The organism is Exiguobacterium sp. s149 (assembly GCF_018618395.1).
GTDB classification, from domain to species: Bacteria; Bacillota; Bacilli; order Exiguobacteriales; family Exiguobacteriaceae; genus Exiguobacterium; species Exiguobacterium chiriqhucha.
Genome location: NZ_JACSLZ010000001.1, coordinates 199,419 through 223,221, shown reverse-complemented (window position 1 = coordinate 223,221; position 23,803 = coordinate 199,419). Strand labels below are relative to the sequence as shown.

Sequence of the window (23,803 nt, the reverse complement as noted above, 5' to 3'; positions counted from 1 at the left end):
CCGAGGTGAAGTCAATGGAACAAGTGGATTTTGTAGCAATCGGCTGCGGGCCGTACAATCTCGGATTGATGGCGCTCAATGAAGCGACGTCATTGAAGGGTGTCTGTTTTGAGGAACGGGAGGACTTCAAGTGGCACGAAGGCATGCTGCTCGAGTCGGCGACGATGCAGACGCATTACTTATATGATCTCGTGACGCTTGCCGATCCGACGAACCGTCACAGTTATTTGAATTACTTGAAACAGAACGGCCGCTTGCAGACATTCATCGTCCAAGAGAGCCCGACGATTCCGCGGACGGAGTTCAACCGGTATTTACAATCGGTCGCCGCCTCGCTCGACACGATCAAGTTCTCGCACCGGGTCACCGATGTCCGTCCGGCGGCGGATGGGTTTCTCGTCACGGTCGAGACACCTGATGGGGAAACGGTGCTGTCGTCACGTCACGTCGTCATCGGCACGGGAGCAGAACCGCTCGTCCCAGACGTCTTCCAAGACGTCGTCCATACGAGTTCGTATCGGATGGAGCGGGAGCGCTTGCTTGAAACCGACCGCATCGTCGTCATCGGCAGCGGTCAAAGTGCGGCCGAGGTATATCTCGATTTATTGACCCGGTCCGATAAAATGCGCCAACGAATCGATTGGGTGACGCGCTCGGATGTGTTCGAATCCCTCGAGAGTGGGAAGCTCGGCGAGGAAATTTTCAGTTTGCCGTACGTCGACTATTTCAATCGTTTGCCCTATGCGGAGCGGGATCAACTCGGAAAAGCGTTCGAGCGGTTCCGGAACGGGGTCAATCCTGAGACGCTTCGAGCGATTTATGGACTGTTGTATCATCGGACTGCGGACGGGAGTGAGCAAGCGACGAACCTGTACACGCAGATTGAAATCGAGCACATCGCACACGAAATCGTTTATACTGTCGAAGGGACGCAACAATATACGGGACAATCGTTCACGGGTGAATATGATGCGGTCGTGGCGGCGACCGGCTATCGACCGCGCATCCCGACGTGGGTCGAACGATTCGAGATTGAATGGGAAGCGGAGCAGCAGTGGCGCGTCAATAGTCGCTATCAGATTGCAACGAAGACGACGTTGGCGGGAGGTTTATTTACCCATACGAATTTAGAACATTCGCACGGTCCGGCGGCGACGAACTTGGGGATGGCAGTGTATCGAAACGCAATCATGTTGAATGAAATGATGGGGGAAACGGTGTTTGATGTGGCCGCGCAGCAACCGTTTACAAGTTTTTGAACAAAAAAAGGGCTAGGCGTTAGCCTAGCGGAATCAGGGGGGAATACTTGAAGTCTTGCTTGATTTGTATTTACCCGACCCGTCGACTTTGAAACACAAAAACAATCCCAAATAATCTTTTTTACTAATTTGTACACTTTATCGAAAAAAGTATGTTATAGTAAGTTGATGAATTTAGCATAGGAGTGTTTGTAATGGCAAAATACGAAAAAGATCAAGTTTTAAAAGGTAAAGTAACAGGAATCCAACCTTTCGGTGCGTTCGTCGCACTCGACGACGAGACTCAAGGTCTTGTCCACATCTCTGAAATCTCACATGACTACGTGAAAGACGTGAACGAGTACGTTCAAGTCGGTCAAGAAGTTGAAGTGAAAATTCTTGATGTTGATGAAGCATCTAAGAAAATCAAGCTTTCAATGAAAGCGACACAAGAAGCTCCAAAACGCGAGAAGTCGGCTAAGCCAGCTCGTCGTGGCGCACCACGCCGCAACGAAGCTTCAAACTTCAAGCAAGAAGAAGCACCAGGCTTCACTGTCCTCAAGGACAAGCTCGAAGACTGGATCAAAAACACGAACTTCAAAAAGTAAGTGATTGAGACGACCTGCCCTGTGCAGGTCGTCTTTTTTTTGTACAGGAAATGTCCCACTCGTTCACGAACAGTACAGAAAAGGAGTGAGGACCATGAAAATCGGAATCATCGGTACGGGCGGGATTGCCAAAACCGCCCATATCCCGCAATACATCGCAGCAGGCGCAGACGTCGTCGCCGTTATGAATCGGACACGCGAACGCGGAGAGGCGGTGGCGAAGCAGTTCGGAATCGAACGGGTGTACGAGACGGTCGAGGAGATGCTCGCCGAAGAGACACTCGATGCGGTCAGCATCTGTACACCGAACGCCTTACATAAACAACAAGTCATTGCCGCACTCGAGGCCGGCTGTCACGTCCTTTGCGAGAAACCGCCAGCCATCTCGGCCGACGAGGCGAACGAGATGCTAGAGGCGGCCAGACGAGCTGAGCGAACCCTTCATTACGGCTTCCACTACCGGCATCGGTCCGATACCCAACTGTTGAAGCGGATGATTGATGCCGGTGAACTCGGACACGTCTATGCCGCGACCGCGCTCGCACTTCGGCGCCGTGGCATCCCGGGATGGGGCGTGTTCACGAATAAAGAGCTGCAGGGTGGCGGCGCACTGCTCGATATCGGGGTGCATATGCTCGACCTTGCTCTCTATTTGATGGACTATCCGAAGCCGGTCGATGTGGTCGGTCACGTCGGTCAATATCTCGGGACACGACCTGGTGTCGGGCTGATGGGCGATTGGGATGCGGACGCGTTCTCGGTCGAAGACACGGCGCGGGCGATGGTCACGTTCGATAATGGGGCATCCTTGTTCTTAGACGCGAGTTTCATGGCCAACGTCGACGCGGCGGACACGATGCGGGTTGAACTGCGCGGCACGAACGGTGGGGCGTCTCTGTTCCCACTCGTCATCCATACGGAAGAGCACGGAGCGTTGTTCGACAAGACACCGGCTCACCTCGCGCTCGAAGACCCGTATGCGAGACAGATTCACACGTTTCTCGAGGCGTGTCGTCAGGAGCCGTCGTACCAGCAAGCGGAACAGGCGGTGACGCTCCATACAATCATCGACCGCATCTATGCTCAGGCCTGATTGCTTTTCAATCACAAAAAACAGGGTATATAGTGTAGGTGTTACATATTTTCGAAGGAGGATGAATTATGCACAACTTTGAATACAAAAACCCGACGAAACTTATTTTCGGGACTCATCAAATCGAAAAACTCGCGAGCGAGTTACAGGCACTTGACGCCAAGAAAGTGATGCTCGTCTATGGAGGCGGGAGCATCAAAAAGAACGGCACGTACGAAGAAGTCGTGACCGAGTTAAACAATGCCGGAATCGACTACGTCGACTTCTCAGGCGTCGAGCCGAACCCGCGCATCGAGACGGTACGTCGCGCGGTCAAAAAAGCACGCGAAGAGAACATCGACGCGTTGCTCGCGGTCGGCGGTGGTTCGGTCATCGATTGTACGAAACTTATCTCGGCGGCCATCCCGTATGAAGGCGACGCTTGGGATATCGTGCTTCGCGACCACATTCCGACAGAAGCGGTCCCGTTCGGTACGGTGCTCACGCTCGCAGCGACTGGCTCTGAAATGAACTCGGGCTCGGTCATCACGAACTGGGAGACGCAAGAGAAGTATGGTTGGGGTCACCCGCTCGTCTATCCGACGTTCTCGATTCTCGATCCGCGTTATACGGTATCGGTACCGAAAGATCAAACGATTTACGGCATCGTCGACATGATGAGCCATTGCTTCGAGCAATACTTCCACCCGAACCATGCGCCGGTCCAAGAGCGTATGACGGAAGGCGTGTTGAAAGCGGTCGTCGAATCGGCACCGAAACTCGTCAATGACTTGGAGAACGTCGACTTGCGCGCCATCATCTTGTTCGCTGGAACAATCGCCTTGAACGGTGTGCTCCAAATGGGCGCCTCGGGCGACTGGGCGTCACACAACATCGAGCATGCGGTCTCTGCTGTCCATGACATCCCACACGCAGGCGGACTCGCAATCTTGTTCCCGCGCTGGATGGAGCACGTGCTTGAAGAAGACAACGCCGCTCGCTTTGCACGCCTCGGGACGGAAGTGTTCAACGTTGAACCGGCCGGTAACGATCTTGAGACGGCGAAACGGACGATTGCAGCTGTCCGCGCCTTCTTCGACGAGCTCGGTGCACCAAGCTCACTCCGTGACTATGACATCGATGAATCGACATTTGACGCCATCCTAAACTCGGCGATGAAACGAGGCGCATTCGGTCGCTTCCGTACGCTTGAACGTGAAGACGTGGCAGCAATTCTTGAATTAAGCAAATAAGGCGATTTGATGCCTATTTTGCAATAATGATTGAACGAATCCGACGTTTCCGTTTATGATGGGTCATGTATGGCTCGTCAATGAGCGATTTATAAGGAGGAAATGACATGTCAACTGTACGTTTCGATTATTCAAACGCCCTGTCTTTCGTCGGGGAACACGAAGTCAATCAATTGCAAGAAACCGTGAAAGCAATGCATTCGGTCATTCACGACCGCAGCGGGGCAGGTAGCGATTTCCTTGGGTGGGTCGACCTTCCAACAAACTACGATACGGATGAGTTTGCTCGCATCAAAGCGGCCGCGGAACGAATCCGCGAAAACTCGGACGTCCTCGTCGTCGTCGGAATCGGTGGATCATACCTCGGCGCACGCGCGGCAATTGAGATGCTCCAACATTCATTCTTCAACGTGTTATCTAAGGAAGAACGCAACGCACCACAAGTCTTCTTCGCCGGCCACAACATCTCGTCGACATACTTGACGGAGTTGCTCCACGTGCTCGAAGGCAAGGACGTCTCAGTCAACGTCATCTCGAAATCGGGAACGACGACTGAACCGGCCATCGCGTTCCGTGTCCTCAAACAGTTTATGGAAGACAAGTATGGTCAAGATGGCGCACGTGAACGTATTTATGCGACGACAGACCGTGCCCGTGGCGCCTTGAAGACGCTCGCGGATGCAGAAGGCTACGAGACGTTCGTGATTCCAGATGACGTTGGAGGTCGCTTCTCGGTGCTCACACCGGTCGGACTCCTTCCGATCGCAGCAGCAGGCATCGACATCGATGCCCTCATGGAAGGTGCTCGCGATGCCCAAACGGCATACTCGTCTCCGAACTTGGCTGACAACGAAGCGTACCAGTACGCGGTCGTCCGTAACGCCTTGTATGCGAAAGGCAAGTCAATCGAGTTGCTCGTCAACTACGAACCAGCCTTGCATTACGTATCGGAGTGGTGGAAACAGCTTTATGGCGAGTCAGAAGGAAAAGACAACAAAGGGATTTTCCCGGCGGCGGTCGACTTCTCGACGGATCTCCACTCGATGGGACAATACATTCAGGAAGGTCGTCGTGACTTGTTCGAGACGGTTATCCGTGTCACGAACGTCCGTCACGCGATGAACGTGCCGGAAGATTCACAAGACCTCGATGGCTTGAATTTCCTCGCTGGTGAGACGATTCAATTCGTCAACGACAAGGCGGCTGAAGGAACACTCCTCGCCCACACTGACGGAGAAGTCCCGAACCTCGTCGTCGAATTGCCAGAGATGACGCCGTACCACCTCGGTTACTTGTTCTACTTCTTCGAGAAGGCATGCGCGATGAGCGGATACATTCTCGGAGTGAATCCGTTCAACCAACCAGGCGTTGAAGCGTATAAAGCGAACATGTTCGCGTTGCTTGGAAAACCAGGTTACGAAGAGCAAAAAGCTGAGCTTGAAAAGCGCTTGAACCAATAATTTTGAGTAGGTCCGCTCCGGCGGGCCTATTTTTTTGTTTGAAACTAGTGGAAGACAAGGTAAAGTGAGAGTAGACAGGGGAAAGAAAGGGATGGACTATGTTGACATTCACGGACTACTATCACAATAAAGTCGAGTTGAGCTTTGCGCACTATCCATTTTCGGATACGCCGCTCCACGTCTGGGTCGTCGCTCGCTTTGAAAATCAATGGGTGCTGACGAAGCATAAACAGCGTGGGCTCGAGTTTCCGGGTGGGAAAGTTGAACCCGGCGAACACGAGGATGATGCTGCGATTCGGGAAGTGTATGAAGAGACGGGCGGTGTCGTGAAGACGCTCCATTATCTCGGCCAATATCGCGTGCTCGGGCGCGGCGACACGGTCATTAAAAATATTTATTTCGCCGAAATCGAACGTTTCGACGATCATCCGGCGGTCGACGAGACCGATGGGGCCGTCCTTATGAAGGAATTGCCGACGAATCTGCTCCGGAACAATCGGTACAGCTTCATGATGAAAGACCGGGTGCTCCCGGAAACGATGAAGGTGCTCTATGAAAAACAATTGGTTTGACAAGGTCGAGGTCCTGCCGCCATATGCCGGTTATCCGGTCCATCGTGGCTGGTATACGACGCGTGACGGTGAGGACGTCGTCGCCTATACGATCACACCGAAACGGCCGAACGGACACGTCCTGTTCTATCTGCGCGGCGGAACAGGACGCATCGGGGATGTGCGTTTGCCCCGGTTGATGCAGTTCGCTGCCAAAGGTTTTCACGTCGTGGCGCCCGTTTACCGGGGGAACCATGGCGGGAGCGGCAAAGAGGACTTCGGCGGCGCCGATCTAGAGGACGTCCTGTCTCTCTACGATCGCGTCCGTCGAACGGATACGTTCATTCATGCCCTTGGTTTCTCGCGCGGGGGCATGATGGCGTTGTCGCTCGCCGCGGAACGACCGCTCACGTCCGTCACATCATGGGCGGGTGTGACCAATCTCGAGTGGACGTATGAAGAACAGCGTTCGATGCGGAAGATGTTGCGCCGTATGACCGGGGGCGACCCGGAAGCGGCACGTGCAGCTTATGTCGAGCGCTCGCCGCTCTACAAGGAATGGGATGCACCGACGTTGTTGATTCACGGCACCGATGATGAACAAGTCCGCCTGCGCCATGCGACGGCGGTCGCGGAACGGATGGGGGAGCGGGCCGAACTTTGGGTCGTCCCGTTCGCCCATCAACTCCCGTTTTGGGAAAAATGGAAGACGACCGATGCGGCGATGGAATGGATGCTCGCCAACTCGAAAAAATGAGACGACTGCCGAATCGGCAATCGTCTCATTTTCCGTTATACGATGATTGGTCCGGCCGCAACGACCGCCTCACGCGCTTTCGTGAATCGTTTGAAATTGTCCTGGAACTTCCGGGCGAGCGCCGTTGCCTCGGCATCGTAGCGCGCTCCGTCTTTCCATGTGTCCCGCGGATTGAGCACGTCGCCTGGCACGCCGTCAATGTGACGTGGAATCTCGACATTGAAAATGTCGTGGCGCGTCGTCTCGACGTCACGCAATTTGCCGTTGACCGCCGCGTTCACCATCGCCCGTGTATAGGCGAGCTTCATCCGTGATCCTTCTCCGTACGCGCCGCCGGTCCAACCCGTGTTGACGAGATAGACGTCGACGTCGTGCTTCTCAATCAGCGTACCGAGCATGTCCGCATAGCGCTCCGGTGCGAGTGGCAAGAACGGTGACCCGAAGCAGGTCGAGAACGTCGCCTGTGGTTCAGTGACGCCGCGCTCCGTGCCGGCGAGTTTTGACGTATACCCTGACAAGAAGTGGTACATCGCCTGCTCTTTCGTCAATTTGCTGATTGGAGGCAATACCCCGTATGCATCGGCCGTCAAGAAGACGATCGTGTTCGGATGACCGGCCCGTGACGGAAGCATCGCGTTATCGATGAATTGAATCGGATAGGCGGCCCGTGTGTTCTCGGTGAGCGAGATATTCTTATAATCCGGTGCCCGGTTCTCGTCTAAGACGACGTTCTCAATCAATGAGCCGAAACGGATGGCATCGTAGATTTCCGGCTCGTTCTCGCGCGACAAATTGATCGTCTTCGCGTAGCAACCGCCCTCGATATTGAAGACGCCGTCGGGTGACCAACCGTGCTCGTCATCCCCAATCAAATGACGTTCCGGGTCGGCCGACAGTGTCGTCTTCCCAGTTCCCGATAGACCGAAGAAGAGGGCCGTCTCGCCGGCGTCCGATACGTTCGCCGAGCAGTGCATCGATAACACATGTTGTTCCGGCAACAAGAAGTTCATGACCGAGAAAATCGATTTTTTAATCTCGCCGCTGTATTCTGTTCCCCCGATCAGAATGGTCCGCTTGGCGAATGAGACGAGAATAAACGTTTCGGAGTTCGTCCCGTCGACGACTGGGTCGGCCTTATAACTCGGTGCATAGATGACCGTGAATGGCTCGAAGGCACCTTTCGTCGGCCATTCGCGCAAGAACAACTGTTTGGCGAACAAGTTGTGCCACGCGTATTCCGTGATGGCACGGACCGGGAGCGTATAGTGCTCGTCTGCCCCTGCAGACGCCTCGAGATAATAAAGCTTGTCTTTCGTTTCGAGGTGCGTCAACACTTTATCGAGCAGCGCGGTGAACTTCTCTTCCGCGATCGGTTGGTTGACCGGACCCCAGTCTACTAAATGGTTGCTGACTTCATCTTGCACGACGAATTTGTCTTTCGGTGACCGTCCTGTGAATTTCCCAGTACTGACCGATAAAGCCCCGTCTTTCGTCAGTACGCCCTCACCGTTGTGAATGGCTTCTTCCACCAGTTCTGGAACCGTCAAGTTCCGCATCATGTCGGCACCTTTAATTAATTCTTCGATTTTCAGGAGCGTTGTCGCCATCCTGAATCCCACCTTTCCCCTAAATAGATGTGGATGAAATCCGCATACTTCCGCGTTTAATCAGTATGACGTTTTTATTATATGTGACATACTAATCAAAAACAAGCATTTTTTACCCTTTAAAGTAAGCGCTTTCTTACATTGTCATTCTAACATATTCTGTACCAGGTCATAGTACAAAAAACAAAACGGACAAAAAAATGTTTGATATTTCACAAACATAACTATTTGACCGTTTGTGAAAAGTTTGACGAATTCGGTCGATACGCTTGACAGAACGGGGTGTCATTTATATGATGGTCTTCGTAACGGATACTCTTATTCTGAGCGGTGGAGGGAACAAGGCCCTACGAAGCCCAGCAACCGTCCGATTTTTCATTGTTATTCGGAAAAGGTGCTATCCTGAAGCGAAGCGTAAGCTTCGAACGATAAGAGGGTAAGGAAGAACGATTCAACCTTTCCCATTTGAACATGGCGAGAGGTTTTTTTCATTACCGTCCCAAAGCAACGCGTAAGGGGAACGAGTACCGTCCACACATCACCCTTTATTATAGGAGGTTTTTCGAAATGGCAAACTTGAACCGTCGACTTTTCACTTCGGAGTCCGTCACGGAAGGACATCCGGATAAAATTTGTGACCAAATCTCAGATGCGATTTTGGATGCAATTTTAGCTGAAGATCCAAACGCCCGCGTTGCGGCTGAGACGTCTGTCACAACAGGTCTCGTGCTCGTAGCAGGTGAAATCACAACATCAACTTACGTGGATATCCCGAAAGTTGTTCGTGAAACTGTTCGTGAGATCGGCTACACACGTGCGAAATATGGTTTCGATGCAGAGACTTGTGCAGTCCTCACATCGATCGATGAGCAATCGGTAGACATCGCGCAAGGTGTTGACCAAGCGCTCGAAGCTCGTGAAGGACAAATGACTGAAGAAGAAATCGATGCGATCGGTGCTGGTGACCAAGGTCTCATGTTCGGTTACGCAACAAAAGAGACGCCGGAACTCATGCCGCTCCCGATTTCACTCGCTCACAAATTGTCACGTCGTTTGGCAGAAGTTCGTAAAAACGGCACGCTCGCTTACCTTCGCCCAGACGGTAAGACACAAGTGACAGTCGAATACGACGAAGCGAACAACCCAGTTCGCATCGACACAATCGTCATCTCGACACAACACGCAGAAGACATCACGCTCAAGCAAATCCAAGCTGATTTGAAAAAGCACGTCATCGATGCAGTCATCCCGGCTGAACTCATCGACGCGGAAACAAAATACTTCATCAACCCGACTGGCCGCTTCGTAATCGGTGGACCACAAGGGGATGCAGGCCTTACAGGACGCAAAATCATCGTCGATACGTACGGTGGATACGCACGTCACGGCGGCGGCGCGTTCTCAGGTAAAGATCCTACCAAAGTTGACCGTTCAGCAGCATATGCAGCTCGTTACGTGGCGAAAAACCTCGTCGCAGCGGGACTCGCTGACAAAGCAGAAGTTCAACTTGCTTACGCAATCGGTGTTGCTCACCCGGTATCGATTGCGGTCGATACGTTCGGCACAGGCAAATTGAGCGAGACTGAGCTCGTCGAACTCGTTCGTGAGAACTTCGACCTCCGTCCGGCGGGTATCATCAAGATGCTCGACCTTCGTCGCCCAATCTACAAGCAGACAGCAGCTTACGGCCACTTCGGTCGTACAGACGTGGAACTCCCATGGGAGCAAACGGATAAAGCGGCAGTGCTCGAAGAAGGCGCGAAACGCTTCGCATAAGCATAGAAAAACGACCTTTCACTCGAAAGGTCGTTTTCTTTAGGTTTGCGGCTTATGTTCAGTTGTCGTGTTCTCTTTGCCAAGTGCCGTATCTTTCGCTTCGACGACTTTCTCGCCGATTGATTGTAAATCCGATTTCGCTTCTTGCGCCGTCCCGACGACTTTGTTCACGTCTTGTTTGACCGTATCAACTTCACCGGCGACTTTTTCATAGACGTTTTGCACGTCGGTCGCGACGTCTTGAATGACCTCGGTCGCTGCTTTCACTTGACCGATGACCTGTGACGCCGTTCCGGCCGGGTCTTGCTTGACCGTATCGACGAGACCGCCGACCGATGACTTCGCGCTCGAGAACGACTGTTTCGTGTTCTCACGGTTCGACGTGCTAAGTAAGGCGAGCAGGCCGCCGACGAGGGCGCCGAGGAGCATCCCGGTCACGACTGTGATTTTTGGACCTCCTGTGCTCGTTTGTTCAAACTGACGGTTCGGATGATTGGATTGCTCGACTTGTGGGTCATGCTGCAATTTCGGTTCCATGATAACACTCCTTTTTGTAAGTTGGCATTGATACTCTTATACCCGACACAAAATGGAAAATAACGTTTTCCCTCATTTCGACATCAAAAAGTAATGAACGGGCAGGATATTTTTTTGTTGATGGGGAATGTTACTACTAGATTGGCCAAAAGGGGGATGCCGTTATGAAGATTCGAGAAGCCGTGCCAGAAGATGCCGCCACCATCCGCGACATTGCGCTCGCGACGGTCAGTGAACGAGACGAGGTTCGTTCGAAAGTAATGGAACGCGCCTATCAACAAGAAGAGATTGTCCGCGCCATCAGTTCAAGCGAGGAAGCGAAAGAGCAGTTGTTCATTGTCGGTGAGGCCGAAGGCGACGTCATCGGCTTCTATCACGCCATCGACCGCGGGGACACATGGGAAGTACTCCGTCTCTATCTTCATCCGGCTCATCACCGTCAAGGCCTAGGGACGGCACTGTTGTCGCATCTACGGGAACGGAAAGTCCAACCGATCGAGCTGTACGTCGAAAGCTCGAACGAGCAAGCCATCGCTTTTTTGAGTCATGAGGCGTTCATCGAACTGAATCGAATCCAAGAAGAAGTGTACGATCAACCGATGGAACTGATTCATTTACGGTACGACCCGCGCTAAGACCCTAGACGGATTTTCAACCAAACATCAGTCTCGGCTGATGTTTTTTGTTAGTATAAAGATATGTGATAACAAAATGAGGTGACAGCATGGCTTATGAAGAAGAATCACGAAAAGGGGTCATCGTGATCGTGTATCCGCTCCAGTTCACGTCGCGTTTGAGTGAGGCGTTTTTAGGACGGTTGCGGGACGAGTATGAAGTCCTCGTCGTGACCGGCCAGACGGTCGGTTTGACGGCAGAAGACCATAAATTGTTAATCAAGAACACGTTACGTGAGGCGAGTCAGTACAAGCTGCCGATTCACGTCATCGCGTTCAGTCTCGGGGCGTTGTTGACGAACCGCTTGCTCCAGGAGTATGACGTGCCGCTCGGCAGTCTGACGTACATCTCACCGCTGTTCGACTGGCATCCGTCCCGCCAAATCGGCGGACTGAAACAAGTCGTGGCCAGTGCGGTCGACCGTTTCCGTCCTGACCTTCCGCTCGGCATGATGACGTTCATGGGTGGCGGGGAAGAGTCGTCGCGTTTCGGGGAGATCACGTACGGTCAATACCGTGAGATCGAAGAAGAAATCGTCGAGCATCAGGAAGAGAAGAAACATTTGCCGCGGCTCCCGCTCGCATGTTTCTATGCACCGGACGACCGTTTCGCCGATGTGAAATTGACACTCAACGTCTGCCGGAAAATCGGTGGCGACCAAGTGTATATCCGCCGGCTCGAAGGGTTCCCGCACTTCGGCTATGAACGGTTGAATACGAAGTTCGCGGAGACGCTCATCACGTTTTATGAATTGATTCGAGAATGAAAACAGGCGACTCGCATGAGTCGCCTGTTTTTTTATGCTCGTTTTTCAATCGCCACGATGAACGGGGGATGATTGATTTGATTGATGAAGCCGTAACGGAGGACGCCGGCCCGTTTCTGATCGAGTGCCTCGGTATACGCGAGCACCTCGTCGCGCTCGACTTTGCCGCTCTCATGGCCATGGTAGATGACGACGACGATGACGCCGCCGACGGCCATGACGTCGAGCAGTTGCTCGAGGGCGTCGATGGTCGTATTGCCAGACGTCGTGACCGTCTTGTCGCTCCCTGGTAAATAACCGAGATTGAACACGGCCGCCGTGATCGGACGTGTCTCGTCCGCCACAATTTTTTGGACCGTGTCGTGGCTGTCGTGGATAACAGTGACGCGGTCCGTCAATGCTGCTTCCTCGATACGAGTGCGTGTCGCCTCGACCGCTGCTGCTTGAACGTCGAACGCATAAACGTGTCCCGTCTCCTCGACGAGTTCGGCTAAAAACAATGTATCGTGCCCGTTGCCGGCCGTCATATCGATGGCAATGGCACCAGGCGTGACATGTTCACGAAGTAGGTATTTTGCGAACGGTAAAACTCTCATTAATCCCATGGCTCTCATCCTTCTTTTTTCCTTGGAAAGAATCACGACGCATTAATTCGGCATCGATGGCGTTCAGGACGGCCATCTTGTGCCGGCTCCACGTCGGACCAATCAACAGATCAGGCGGCCCGTCACCGGTCAAACGATGGATGACAATCTCGGGCGGCAATACTTCCAATTGATCGCAGACGAGCGAGACGTAAGTCGCCTCGTCCATGAGCTCGAGCAATCCTTTTTCGTATTGTCTGGCGAGCGGTGTCTGTTTCAAGACGTGGAGCAAATGGATCTTGATTCCTTGTACGTCCATTTTAGCAACTTCTCGCGCTGTGTCGAGCATCATGTCCGTCGTCTCGCCTGGCAGGCCGTTGATGATATGGACAACGACGCTGATCTGGCGTCGCCGGAGTTTGTCGAGTCCTTCCAAGAACGTCCTGTAGTCGTGACCACGATTGATTTTCCTCGCCGTCACATCGTGAATCGTCTGCAGGCCGAGTTCGACCGTGAGTGACGTCCGTTCATTCAACTCGGCGAGATAGTCGACGACGTCGTCCGGCAGACAGTCCGGTCGGGTCGCAATCGATAGACCGACGACACCGTCCTCCTCAAGGGCGGGTTCGAATAATTCCCGGAGCCGGGCGACGGGGGCATACGTGTTGCTGAACGCTTGGAAGTAGGCGATGTAACTGGCGTGTTTCCATTTTCGGTGCAGCCGCGCCTTCACTTCGGCGAATTGGACCGAAATCGGATCACAGGCATTGCCAGCGAAGTCGCCACTTCCGTCATCCGAGCAGAACGTACACCCGCCCTTCGAGACGAGTCCGTCCCGGTTCGGACAAGTGAAGCCGCCGTCGAGCGGTACTTTGAACACTTTCCGGCCGAACTCGCGGCGATATGCTTCATTTAATTTGTGATATCTGGCTTCGCCAAACGGATGTTGCATGAATATCCTCTCCTTCTTTGCTCATGCTATCACAAAGACGAGGCACCGTTATTTCATAATAAGTAATTTTTCTTGACACTTATGGAGTGTTCCGTTAGCTTGGAGGAGGACTTATTTTTGATTCGGCCGTCGTGCCGAATTTTTATCGTTTAACGGGAGTGAAAGGAGTAACTGGTATGAACAACAAAATGCCGATTTCGGTATGGATTTTGGTCATCGCGATGGCGCTCAATACGACGGCGGCGTCTTTTTTATGGCCATTTAACACACTTTATATAAATGGATATTTAGGCGAGTCGATGACGCTCGCAGGGGTGGCACTCCTCGTCAACTCGGCGCTCGCCATCGCCGGGAACTATATCGGGGGCACGCTGTTCGACCGCATCGGCGGGAAGCGGACGCTCATCCTCTCGGTCGGATTGTTGCTCGTGAGCTCGCTCGGGTTCTTGTTGTTCCATGCCACGTTCCTCGGCTACTTAGGTTGGCTCGGATTAATCGGCTTCTCCGGTGGTCTCGTCTTCCCGACGGTATACGCCTTTGCCGGCTTGATTTGGCCGGAAGGGGGACGTCGCTCATTCAACGCGATTTACGTCGCCCAAAACGTCGGGGTCGCCCTCGGGACAGCGATGAGCGGACAGATTGCGCGCATCGATATCGAGTTGATTTTCTATGCGAACTTCTTCTTGTCGGTCTTGTTCGTCGTCGTGCTCTTGTTCGGACTTCGTTACTTGAAAGACCCGGTCCGTCCGGTCGTTCAATCGCAGCTCGAAGCTGCTGCGACGACGCTCTCTGCCGCAACGATGAAATCGATGTGGTTCGTCGCCATCGGTTACGCGGCGCTTTGGTTCGTTTACGTGCAATGGCAAGGCACGATCGCCGTCCATTCGAAAGATCTCGGCGTGACGATTAGCCAGTATTCGCTCCTTTGGACGGTGAACGGTGCCTTAATTGTGTTCGCTCAACCGCTCCTCAACCGCGCGCTTCGTTATTTTGAAGACGATTTGAAGAAACAATTGGTCGTCGGTGCTGTCATCTTCCTCGCAGCTTTCGCGGTGGTCCCGTTCGCGGGTGGTTTCACGATGTTCATGGTCGCAATGATTGTCATGACAATCGGGGAGATGTTCATTTGGCCGGCCGTCCCGACGATTGCGGCGAAACTCGCACCGCCCGGGAAAGCTGGTCAGTTCCAAGGTCTCGTAAATATCGCGGCCTCGGTCGGTCGGATGATCGGTCCGACCTTATCGGGTCTCGTCTATGACGTATTCGGGATTGGCGCTGTCTTTACGATGCTCTTCTTGCTTACGGCGATCGCACTCGCGTTCTTTATTTTCATGAAGGACATCCGGATGCCAGAAAAATCAAGTTGACGCTCTAAAACGGATTGGGCTAAAATGAACGAGTGAGATAAAACACATGTGTTGAAGAGGAATAGTATCGTGACGTCTATATGTATAGAGAGCCGGTGGTTGGTGGAAACCGGTATATGGACCGCGAGAACTCGCCTTGGAGCAGTTCGCCTGAACTAGAGTAGGGTGAACCGAAGTTACGCCTCGTTACCGGCGTCTCAAGTGGCAGAAATGCAACATGGGTGGTACCGCGGAAAGCTTTCAAGCCTTTCGTCCCATTACCGGGGCGGAAGGCTTTTTATTATGCAGAGGAGGATGAATGTTGGACTATTTTAAACATCAAGACATCGAGCCGAAATGGCAAAAGCGTTGGGACGAGAAAGATGCATTCCGGACGACAGAAGACCCGGACAAGGAGTGTTTCTACGTCCTTGACATGTTCCCTTATCCATCAGGAGCGGGACTTCACGTCGGTCACCCGGAAGGTTACACGGCGACGGACATCATCGCCCGCATGAAACGGATGCAAGGCTTCAACGTCCTCCATCCAATGGGTTGGGACGCGTTCGGTCTTCCGGCCGAGCAATATGCCCTCGACACAGGGAACGACCCGCGCGAGTTCACAGAGCGCAACATCGGCACATTCCGCCGCCAATTGAAAGAGCTCGGTTTCTCGTACGATTGGGATCGTGAAATCAGCACGACCGACCCGAAATACTACAAGTGGACGCAATGGATCTTCACACAACTTCATGACCGCGGACTCGCCTATGTCGACGAAGTCGCCGTCAACTGGTGCCCGGCCCTCGGGACGGTACTCGCCAACGAAGAAGTCATCGACGGATTGTCGGAGCGGGGAAGCCACCCGGTTTACCGTGTGCCGATGAAGCAGTGGGTGCTTCGTATCACAGAATACGCCGAGCGGTTGCTCGATGATTTAGAAGGGCTTGACTGGCCAGACAGCGTTAAAGAGATGCAACGCAACTGGATCGGCAAGTCGGTCGGGGCCGAAGTCGATTTCAAAGTCGACGGTCACGATAAAGTCGTGACGGTGTTCACAACACGTCCGGACACACTTTACGGCGCGACATACGTCACGCTCGCACCGGAGCACCCGTTCGTGAAAGCGATCGCGACACCGGAACAAGTCGTCGCTATCGAAGCATACGTCGAAGAAGTCTCGAAAAAGACAGACCTCGAACGGACCGATCTCGCCAAAGAGAAGACGGGTGTATTTACCGGCGCTTACGCCATCAACCCGGTCAACGGGGAGAAGCTTCCGATTTGGATCGCTGACTACGTGTTGTCGACATACGGCACGGGCGCGGTCATGGCCGTACCTGGACATGATGAGCGCGACTATGAGTTCGCGAAGACGTTCGACCTTCCGATCCGTGAAGTCGTCACAGGCGGCAACTTGGATGAGGCGGCTTACGTCGAGGACGGCGTCCACGTCAACTCAGGCAGCTTGGACGGCCTCAATAAAGCCGACGCGATCGCCAAAATCATCGAAGAACTCGAACTCGCCGGCACTGGCCGTGCGAAGACGACGTATCGTCTCCGCGATTGGTTGTTCAGCCGTCAACGCTATTGGGGCGAGCCGATTCCAATCATTCATATGGAAGACGGTACGCTCAAGACCGTTGCGATTGAAGAGCTTCCGCTTGAACTCCCGATTATCGATGAAATCAAGCCGTCGGGTACGGGAGAATCACCGCTTGCGAACGCCGACGAGTGGTTGACGTACACGGATCCGGTTACCGGTGAGAAGGGGCGTCGCGAGACGAACACGATGCCACAATGGGCCGGTAGCTGTTGGTACTACATTCGCTTCATCGATCCGCACAATGAAGACATGATCGCGGACCCAGAGAAGTTGAAGCGCTGGCTTCCGGTCGACTTATATATCGGCGGTACGGAGCACGCGGTCCTTCACTTGCTCTACGCTCGCTTCTGGCATAAAGTGCTCTATGATATCGGCATTGTTCCAACGAACGAGCCGTTCCAAAAGCTTTATAACCAAGGGATGATTCTCGGTGAGAACAACGAGAAGATGTCGAAGTCAAAAGGGAACGTCGTCAACCCGGACGATATCATCAAATCGCACGGTGCTGACACGCTTCGCCTTTATGAGATGTTCATGGGACCGCTCGACGCAGCCATCGCCTGGTCGACGAACGGCCTTGACGGCGCTCGTCGCTTCCTTGACCGTGTCTGGCGCTTGTTCGACCAGACGGAGCTCACGGACGGCGCTCCGACGGCCGACTTCGAACGGACATACCATCAGACTGTGAAGAAAGTGACAGAAGACTACGAGGCGCTCCGTTTCAACACGGCAATCTCGCAACTCATGGTCTTCATCAACGAGGCGTACAAACAAGACACGCTTCCAAAACAAGAGATGGTCAACTTCATCAAGATGCTCTCCCCAGTCGCGCCACACTTGGCCGAAGAGTTATGGGAACGTCTCGGCATGACAGAAGACTTGACGTACGCGGCATGGCCGACGTTCGATGAGTCGAAACTCGTCAGCGACACGATTGAGGTCGTCATCCAAGTGAACGGGAAGCTTCGTGCGAAGATGCACGTGGCCCGCGACGCTTCGAAAGAAGCGCTCGAGGCCGATGCGCTTGCGAACGAACGCGTTCAAGAGTTCACGGAAGGAAAGACGGTCCGCAAAGTGATTGTCGTTCCAGGAAAACTTGTCAATATCGTCGTTGGATAAGCAAAGGAATGTGTGACATTGTCACACGTTCCTTTCTTTTTCGTCATGTCGTTTTCTTTTCGGGTCGGGTTTGTTACACTAAAGGGCGATACTGCATATAAAGGGGACGAAACGTCCATGAAACGTTCATACGTACTATATACGACGCTATTTGCCGTCGTCGTCGGAGTGATTTTATGCTATGTGTTCGTCTTTTCGGACGAGGACATCCAAAGCCAAATCGCCTCGACGTTTGAGAAAATCGATATTCAAACGAGCCATCAATCGACTTCGGTACCTCCCGTCGAAGCATCGCCGGACGAGGAGGACATCGATACGACCGATGCCCTCGAACAGATTCAAGAGATTGATGAAGTGTACTATAGTGACACGATCGGATCGTATCTCGTCTTGACGAAAAATAAAGAGTTCTTCGAAGTGAGCGGGAACGCCAATCGCGTGAATTCGTCGCTCATATTGGAGAACGAAGGGCAACCCTATCGGTTCGGCGAGTTCATCGGCATGCGCATGATTTCCGAAGACAAGATATATGCCGTCACGGCGAACGGGGTTCTTGTGACAATCGAGCGGGTAGAAGGCTGTTGGACGGAACAACGACGCAAATTGATTAAAGGAATCGCCTCGACAGATCGGTTGTTCGGCCTCGGTTACGATGAAGAGACGAAACGATTGATTATCATGAGCCGTTTGGAGGACACGCCGGATGTAGAACTGTTGTACGTCCAAGAGCGGACGCTCGAGGAAGAGACAGTCGACGACAGTGAGGCGGAAACGGATACATCGTCGGAAACCGATTCAGACGACGATTCGACATCGACGACAGATGAAGCAGATGCTGAAGCAGCACCGGAACCGAAGACGGAATGGGCTGTCGAGTCGAGAAAACCGCTCACGACCGAAGGAATGAGCGCCTCGATTCAACAGAAGTTCGAGAACTTCCGCGGTGTCGGCCTCGTCGAACGCCAAGGACGCATTTACGTCCTTGATTCGGAAGAACTCGTCCTCTATACGGTCAACCCGGACGAAGGGACGATGAACGGACAGATGGTGACACCCCGCGTCTACGGCTCGACCGGCATGTTCCTGCAAGACAATGAGATATTCGCCATCGTGCGACCAGATGTGTTCGACCTTGACGATTTCGTCTCGGTCGACTGATAGGAGAGAATGAGATGAGCAAACGTTACTTTTATGAAGAGGTTCGCCAGTTCCACGAGACATTCGGACACCCGGAGGCGAGTGCACCGCAACCGCTCGGCTTAGACCGTGCCGTCAAACGTTCGGTCTGGACGGCAGAAGAAGCTGTCGTCGAATTTTTACATCAATCGGCACGTAATGAAGAAGAGTTCCTTGCTGCCGTCGCCACGTTCCAACAAGGATTCGAACAGGCGGTTCAAAAATCGCTCCAAGACGCACCGCCGACGGACGACGTCGCTCGCCTCGTCGGACAAGGTGATGCGCTCACGGACGCCCTCTATTTCGTGATGGGCAGTTTCGTCGAACTCGGGCTCGACCCGGTTCCGTTGTTTGAAATCGTGCAGCGTGCCAATATGGCGAAGCTCGGACCAGACGGCAAGCCGATCCTCCGTGAGTCAGACAATAAAGTCATGAAGCCGGAAGGCTGGTTGCCACCCGAGCCAGAGCTCGAGGCGGAAGTAAGACGTCAACTTGAAGCAAAACAGTGACACTAAAAAGAGAGCCGATCGCACGTGCGATCGACTCTCTTTTTTTATACGGTCGTGCGTACCGCGAACTGTGCCGCGTGTGAACCGGCACAGTGTCCGGTCGTGAAGGCGGCCGTGATGTTATAACCACCCGTATAGCCGTGAATATCGAGCACTTCGCCGGCGAAAAACAAGCCGTCTGCTTTCTTCGACATCATCGTTTGTGGGGCGATTTCTTTGACGGAAACGCCGCCGCCCGTGACGAACGCTTTATCGAAATCGAGCGTTCCGGTGGCGTGCAACTCGAACGTCTTCAATCGGGTCGCGAAATCGATGACCGATTGTTTCTTCAGTTGGCTCGCGTCCTCTTCGCCGAACGCGAGGTCGGCCAACAACAAGTCGAGCATCCGTTCCGGGATGAATCCTTTCCAGACGTTCTTGACGGCCCGCTTCGGTTGGTCTTGTACTTGGTTCCAAAGCTCTTGATACAGCTCGTCACGTGCCATGTCCGGGAACAAGTCGAGCGAGAGGGCGACGACGCGCTCTTTGCTACGTTTGCGTTCTTTAATCGTATATTGACTGCACCGGAGGGCAATCGGACCCGAAATGCCGAAATGCGTGAAAATCATGTCGCCGCGGTGTGTCTTAATCGGCTTGCCTTTCTTGCCGTGAACGGTGAGGGCGACGTCACGGAGCGACAACCCTTGAAGTTGTTTCGTGCCGATGAACACATCGTTCAACAAAATCGGTACTTCGGTCGGGAACAGCTCGGTGATCGTATGGCCGGCTTTCTCGGCCCATGGATAGCCGTCCCCGGTCGAGCCGGTGTGAGGGACGGATTGTCCACCGACGGCGATGACGCAAGCACCGGCCTCAATCCGCTCTCCGTCCTCGAGTTCGACCGCTTCGAACTCATTTGCTTCATTAAAATGGAGCGTCTTCACTTTCGCATTTTTGCGAATCTCGACACCGAGTTGGTCGATGGCCCCGAGGAGCGTGTTGACGACGTCTTGCGCTTTATCCGTCACCGGGAACATCCGGCCGTTATCTTCCTCTTTTAAAGGGATGCCGAATCCGGTGAACAAGTCGATAATCGACTGGTTGTCGAACTGGGCGAGGGCGCTATATAAGAAGCGTCCGTTCCCCGGGATGAATTGAATCAACTCGTCGACGGGCTTACGGTTCGTCACGTTACAGCGTCCTCCGCCAGAAATGGCGAGCTTGCGTCCGAGCTTTGAACCTTTATCAATTAGGAGCGTGTTCGCTCCGGCTTTGGCGGCGGCATAGGTCGCCATCAGACCGCTTGGGCCTCCTCCGATGACGATTACATCTTTCATCATGGTATCCCTCGTTTCTCTTTCAAATCAAATTCGTAACTTTATTATCTGCAACAGTAAGAGTATAATGAGAAACGGTCGTTTTGTAAAATTAGGTACATTAGTTGTGAAACAATAGATGGAGGTATCTCATGTCATCAAGCGTCAAACAAGATTCAGGACGAGAGTCCTTCGTCAAAGGCACGCTGCTGCTATCAGCCGGAAATTTGATTTCACGTGCACTCGGACTGCTCTATACGTTCCCGTTCCAAGCGATGGTCGGGATTGCCGGTGTCACGCTCTATCAGGCGGCGTACACCTATTATGCGCTCATGATCGCCATTTCGACGGCGGGGATTCCCGTGGCCGTATCGAAATTCATCGCCAAGTATAATGCGCTCGGCGAATATGGCACGAGTCAGCGCTTGTTCCGCCAAGGGATGAAGCTGATGCTCGTGACCGGAGTCGTCGCTTTTTTATTACTGTTCTTCTCAGCACCGTGGTTATCGGAACTCATGGTCCGAAACTCGGAGAACAATCAGCAATATATCGACTCGTTGACGCTCGTGACGCGTAGCGTCAGTTTCGCACTCTTGCTCATTCCGGCGATGAGTATGGTGCGCGGCTATTTCCAAGGACATCAGGATATGGCCCCGACGGCCATCTCCCAAGTCATCGAACAGATCGTCCGCATCATGTTCCTACTCAGCGGGACGATGCTCGTCTTGTTCGTCTTCTCGGACTCGGCACTCATTCGTCCGCTCGCCGATTCACTCGGTGGGACCGCGGCAGTGGCAACGACGGAGTTGAACGGCTTGAAAGTGCTCGCCGTCACGATTGCGACGTTCAGTGCCTTTATCGGTGCGATCGGGAGTATCGTCGTGCTCGCCATGTACTGGCGAAAACGGAAAGACATCCATCGTCAAACCGATAATCCGGCCGGCACACCGGTCCGCTCGATGAAGTCACTTTTGCTCGAGTTGCTCAGCTACTCGATTCCAATCGTCATGGTCGGTCTGTCGACGCCGCTCTATCAGTTCGTCGACCAGTTGACGATGGTCAATACGTTGCTCAACTCTGGGAAGTCGGTCGCCGAAGCGACGTCCGCGTTCGGATTCCTGACCGGGAACGCCCATAAAATCGTGTTGATTCCGGTGTCGATCGCGGCGAGTGTGTCGATGGCGACCATTCCGCTCGTGACAAAATCGTTCACGCACGGCGATATGAACAAAGTCCGCAATCAAGTGAACCATATTTTCCAAGTATCGTTCTTTGTCACCATTCCGGCCGTCATCGGATTGGTCGCGCTCGCGGAGCCGTTGTTCGGGACGCTGTTCCCAGGTGACCGCGAAGGGTGGGTCTACCTGCTTCACTACGCGCCGAGTGCGTTCTTCCTCGCTTATTACTCGGTAGCGGCGGCCATCCTGCAAGGGATTAACCGTCAATATTTCACAATCTTCGCGACGGCGATGGGTCTCATCACGAAAGCTGTGCTCAACGTACCGTTCGTGTATGCACTCGGCGGGATCGGCGCTGGTTATGCGACGATTGTCGGTTATATCGTCGCGATTATCCTCATGGTTTGGAAAATCCAACGGGCGCTCCAGTTCCCTTATAAGCAACTGTTGCGTCGGACGATGCTCATGTTTGCCATGGGTGGCGCGATGTTTATTGCCGTGTATGGCTCACTATTCGTCACGCTCAGGAATGAACCGAGTTGGGGCAATGATATCGTTGCCACAATTGTCGGTTTCGGAATCGGTCTCGTCGTGTACGGCTATCTCGGGTGGAGAAGCCACTTGGCCGGAAAACTATTAGGGAAACGATTCCAGTATCGGAGGAAAGCTTAATGCGAATTGATAAATTATTGGCGAACATGGGATACGGTTCGCGCAAAGACGTCAAGATTTTACTGAAACAAGGGGTCGTCCGTGTCGATGACCAACCTGTCAAAGACGCGAAACGTCAAGTCAACCTTGAAACGGAACGGGTGACCGTGCAAGGCGAGGTCGTCGAGTACAAACCGTTCGTCTACTTGATGATGAACAAGCCAGCAGGTGTCATCAGTGCGACCGAGGACAAGGTCGAATCGACGGTTGTCGATTTGATTGACCCGTCCTACGCCCATTACGAGTTGTTCCCGGTCGGACGTCTCGACAAGGACACGACCGGTCTGTTGCTCCTCACAAACGATGGGGCGTTCAATCATGCGCTCATGTCACCGCGTAAACATGTCGACAAAGTGTATGTCGCCGAAGTTGACGGGGAGATGACGACAGACGATGTCCGTCACTTCGCAGAGGGTGTCGAGCTTGAGGACGGCTATACGACGAAACCGGCCCGCCTTGAGCTCATAAGCAAATCCGGACGTCGTTCGACGGTCCGTCTGACGCTCTCGGAAGGGAAGTACCATCAAGTAAAACGGATGATTGCCGCGGTCGGGAAACACGTCGAGCGGCTCGAACGGGTCCAAATCGGTGCGCTCGAGCTCGACCCGACGCTCGAACCCGGTGCGTATCGGGAGTTGAGCGAAGAGGAAGTCGACTTGTTTTTTACATGAAATGAAGGCACGTGTCAGCCGACACGTGCCTTTTTCATTGCAAAAAAAAGGGACCCGTTGTCGGAATCCCTCGTAACTTGTTATTTAATTTGCCGTCTTGAGCGAACGTTTTGACGACGTCCACGTTCCGCGACTCGGACTTTCAACCAGATTGTTGTATTCAAGCACGTTCAAATCACGCTGTACGGTGCGTGATGTGATCCCGAACTCCTCTACTAGTTCAGAAGTGGTGACGCATTCCCTTTCGTTAATGAACAAATAAATGGACTTGATGCGGGTTAGCATACGATCTGTTGAACCTTTCATTGGATGACCTCCCAATGCGTAGAATGATGAAAGACAAAACCTACGGACGA

The 23,803-nt window shown here is 53.2% G+C and carries 22 protein-coding genes, 1 riboswitch and 1 other annotated feature; of the genes, 16 read left to right on the top strand and 6 right to left on the bottom strand.

The window, feature by feature from the left end:
- Positions 1-14: 14 nt before the first annotated feature.
- From KNP81_RS01115 to KNP81_RS01085, 7 genes are all read left to right on the top strand, one after another.
- Positions 15-1,259: a lysine N(6)-hydroxylase/L-ornithine N(5)-oxygenase family protein gene (locus tag KNP81_RS01115; protein ID WP_214717607.1), complete on the top strand. Its 1,245-nt coding sequence runs from the start codon at positions 15-17 to the stop codon at positions 1,257-1,259.
- A 194-nt stretch (positions 1,260-1,453) separates the two neighbouring features.
- Positions 1,454-1,846, top strand: a complete 393-nt coding sequence (gene yugI / locus KNP81_RS01110) for a S1 domain-containing post-transcriptional regulator GSP13 (protein WP_016509788.1) — start codon at positions 1,454-1,456, stop codon at positions 1,844-1,846.
- A 94-nt stretch (positions 1,847-1,940) separates the two neighbouring features.
- Positions 1,941-2,939: a Gfo/Idh/MocA family protein gene (locus KNP81_RS01105; RefSeq protein ID WP_214717606.1), complete on the top strand. Its 999-nt coding sequence runs from the start codon at positions 1,941-1,943 to the stop codon at positions 2,937-2,939.
- A gap of 68 nt (positions 2,940-3,007) precedes the next feature.
- A complete protein-coding gene (locus KNP81_RS01100; RefSeq protein WP_214717605.1) occupies positions 3,008-4,171 on the top strand; it encodes an iron-containing alcohol dehydrogenase in 1,164 nt (387 codons plus the stop codon).
- Between the two features lie 107 nt (positions 4,172-4,278).
- Positions 4,279-5,631, top strand: coding sequence for a glucose-6-phosphate isomerase (locus KNP81_RS01095; protein WP_214717604.1), 1,353 nt, complete (start codon positions 4,279-4,281; stop codon positions 5,629-5,631).
- 98 nt (positions 5,632-5,729) lie between these two features.
- Positions 5,730-6,203: an RNA deprotection pyrophosphohydrolase gene (ytkD, locus tag KNP81_RS01090; RefSeq protein ID WP_021065548.1), complete on the top strand. Its 474-nt coding sequence runs from the start codon at positions 5,730-5,732 to the stop codon at positions 6,201-6,203.
- Positions 6,184-6,939: an alpha/beta hydrolase family protein gene (locus tag KNP81_RS01085; protein ID WP_214717603.1), complete on the top strand. Its 756-nt coding sequence runs from the start codon at positions 6,184-6,186 to the stop codon at positions 6,937-6,939. Before ytkD ends, KNP81_RS01085 begins: the two co-directional genes overlap by 20 nt.
- A gap of 35 nt (positions 6,940-6,974) precedes the next feature.
- Here KNP81_RS01085 and pckA read toward each other — a convergent pair whose 3' ends face one another.
- A complete protein-coding gene (gene pckA / locus KNP81_RS01080; RefSeq protein ID WP_214717602.1) occupies positions 6,975-8,546 on the bottom strand; it encodes a phosphoenolpyruvate carboxykinase (ATP) in 1,572 nt (523 codons plus the stop codon).
- Between the two features lie 315 nt (positions 8,547-8,861).
- A riboswitch (SAM riboswitch) is annotated at positions 8,862-8,981 on the top strand.
- A gap of 132 nt (positions 8,982-9,113) precedes the next feature.
- On the opposite strand from pckA, the gene metK reads away from it, so the two are divergent.
- Positions 9,114-10,322, top strand: coding sequence for a methionine adenosyltransferase (gene metK / locus KNP81_RS01075; RefSeq protein ID WP_214717601.1), 1,209 nt, complete (start codon positions 9,114-9,116; stop codon positions 10,320-10,322).
- Between the two features lie 39 nt (positions 10,323-10,361).
- Here the strand turns inward: metK and KNP81_RS01070 are convergent, their stop codons facing one another.
- Positions 10,362-10,859 carry a hypothetical protein gene (locus KNP81_RS01070; protein ID WP_214717600.1) on the bottom strand — a complete coding sequence of 166 codons (498 nt, stop codon included), beginning with the start codon at positions 10,857-10,859 and terminating at the stop codon, positions 10,362-10,364.
- A 164-nt stretch (positions 10,860-11,023) separates the two neighbouring features.
- Here KNP81_RS01070 and KNP81_RS01065 point away from each other — a divergent pair, with 164 nt between their 5' ends.
- Positions 11,024-11,494, top strand: a complete 471-nt coding sequence (locus KNP81_RS01065; RefSeq protein ID WP_029595141.1) for a GNAT family N-acetyltransferase — start codon at positions 11,024-11,026, stop codon at positions 11,492-11,494.
- An 89-nt stretch (positions 11,495-11,583) separates the two neighbouring features.
- Positions 11,584-12,300 carry an alpha/beta fold hydrolase gene (locus tag KNP81_RS01060; RefSeq protein WP_021065554.1) on the top strand — a complete coding sequence of 239 codons (717 nt, stop codon included), beginning with the start codon at positions 11,584-11,586 and terminating at the stop codon, positions 12,298-12,300.
- 32 nt (positions 12,301-12,332) lie between these two features.
- Here KNP81_RS01060 and mnmM read toward each other — a convergent pair whose 3' ends face one another.
- Together mnmM and mnmL are read right to left on the bottom strand one after the other, a co-directional pair.
- Positions 12,333-12,905 carry a tRNA 5-(aminomethyl)-2-thiouridylate-methyltransferase MnmM gene (gene mnmM, locus KNP81_RS01055; RefSeq protein ID WP_214717599.1) on the bottom strand — a complete coding sequence of 191 codons (573 nt, stop codon included), beginning with the start codon at positions 12,903-12,905 and terminating at the stop codon, positions 12,333-12,335.
- Positions 12,859-13,836: a TIGR01212 family radical SAM protein gene (gene mnmL / locus KNP81_RS01050; protein ID WP_214717598.1), complete on the bottom strand. Its 978-nt coding sequence runs from the start codon at positions 13,834-13,836 to the stop codon at positions 12,859-12,861. The genes mnmM and mnmL overlap by 47 nt, the downstream gene beginning before the upstream one ends.
- 176 nt (positions 13,837-14,012) lie before the next feature.
- Here mnmL and KNP81_RS01045 point away from each other — a divergent pair, with 176 nt between their 5' ends.
- The 4 genes from KNP81_RS01045 (at position 14,013) to KNP81_RS01030 (ending at position 19,592) form a co-directional block, all read left to right on the top strand.
- Positions 14,013-15,203, top strand: coding sequence for an MDR family MFS transporter (locus KNP81_RS01045; RefSeq protein ID WP_214717596.1), 1,191 nt, complete (start codon positions 14,013-14,015; stop codon positions 15,201-15,203).
- 42 nt (positions 15,204-15,245) lie between these two features.
- Positions 15,246-15,463 (top strand) — a binding site (T-box leader).
- A gap of 38 nt (positions 15,464-15,501) precedes the next feature.
- Positions 15,502-17,907, top strand: a complete 2,406-nt coding sequence (leuS, locus tag KNP81_RS01040; RefSeq protein WP_029595145.1) for a leucine--tRNA ligase — start codon at positions 15,502-15,504, stop codon at positions 17,905-17,907.
- Between the two features lie 117 nt (positions 17,908-18,024).
- The gene (locus tag KNP81_RS01035) at positions 18,025-19,065 is read left to right on the top strand and encodes a hypothetical protein (RefSeq protein WP_214717594.1); all 1,041 of its coding nucleotides are present in this window, start codon (positions 18,025-18,027) and stop codon (positions 19,063-19,065) included.
- Positions 19,066-19,079: 14 nt separating this feature from the next.
- The gene (locus tag KNP81_RS01030; protein WP_214717593.1) at positions 19,080-19,592 is read left to right on the top strand and encodes a pyrophosphohydrolase domain-containing protein; all 513 of its coding nucleotides are present in this window, start codon (positions 19,080-19,082) and stop codon (positions 19,590-19,592) included.
- A gap of 44 nt (positions 19,593-19,636) precedes the next feature.
- On the opposite strand, the gene KNP81_RS01025 is transcribed toward KNP81_RS01030, so the two are convergent.
- On the bottom strand, positions 19,637-20,911 hold the full coding sequence (locus KNP81_RS01025) for a BaiN/RdsA family NAD(P)/FAD-dependent oxidoreductase (RefSeq protein ID WP_380082408.1): 1,275 nt from the start codon (positions 20,909-20,911) through the stop codon (positions 19,637-19,639).
- Between the two features lie 128 nt (positions 20,912-21,039).
- Here KNP81_RS01025 and KNP81_RS01020 point away from each other — a divergent pair, with 128 nt between their 5' ends.
- Together KNP81_RS01020 and KNP81_RS01015 are read left to right on the top strand one after the other, a co-directional pair.
- Positions 21,040-22,737: a putative polysaccharide biosynthesis protein gene (locus KNP81_RS01020; RefSeq protein WP_214717592.1), complete on the top strand. Its 1,698-nt coding sequence runs from the start codon at positions 21,040-21,042 to the stop codon at positions 22,735-22,737.
- Positions 22,737-23,447 (top strand): pseudouridine synthase, encoded by a 711-nt coding sequence (locus KNP81_RS01015; RefSeq protein WP_214717591.1) that lies wholly within the window; start codon positions 22,737-22,739, stop codon positions 23,445-23,447. The genes KNP81_RS01020 and KNP81_RS01015 overlap by 1 nt, the downstream gene beginning before the upstream one ends.
- A gap of 84 nt (positions 23,448-23,531) precedes the next feature.
- Here KNP81_RS01015 and KNP81_RS01010 read toward each other — a convergent pair whose 3' ends face one another.
- On the bottom strand, positions 23,532-23,753 hold the full coding sequence (locus tag KNP81_RS01010; protein ID WP_081637897.1) for a DeoR family transcriptional regulator: 222 nt from the start codon (positions 23,751-23,753) through the stop codon (positions 23,532-23,534).
- Positions 23,754-23,803: the final 50 nt, after the last annotated feature.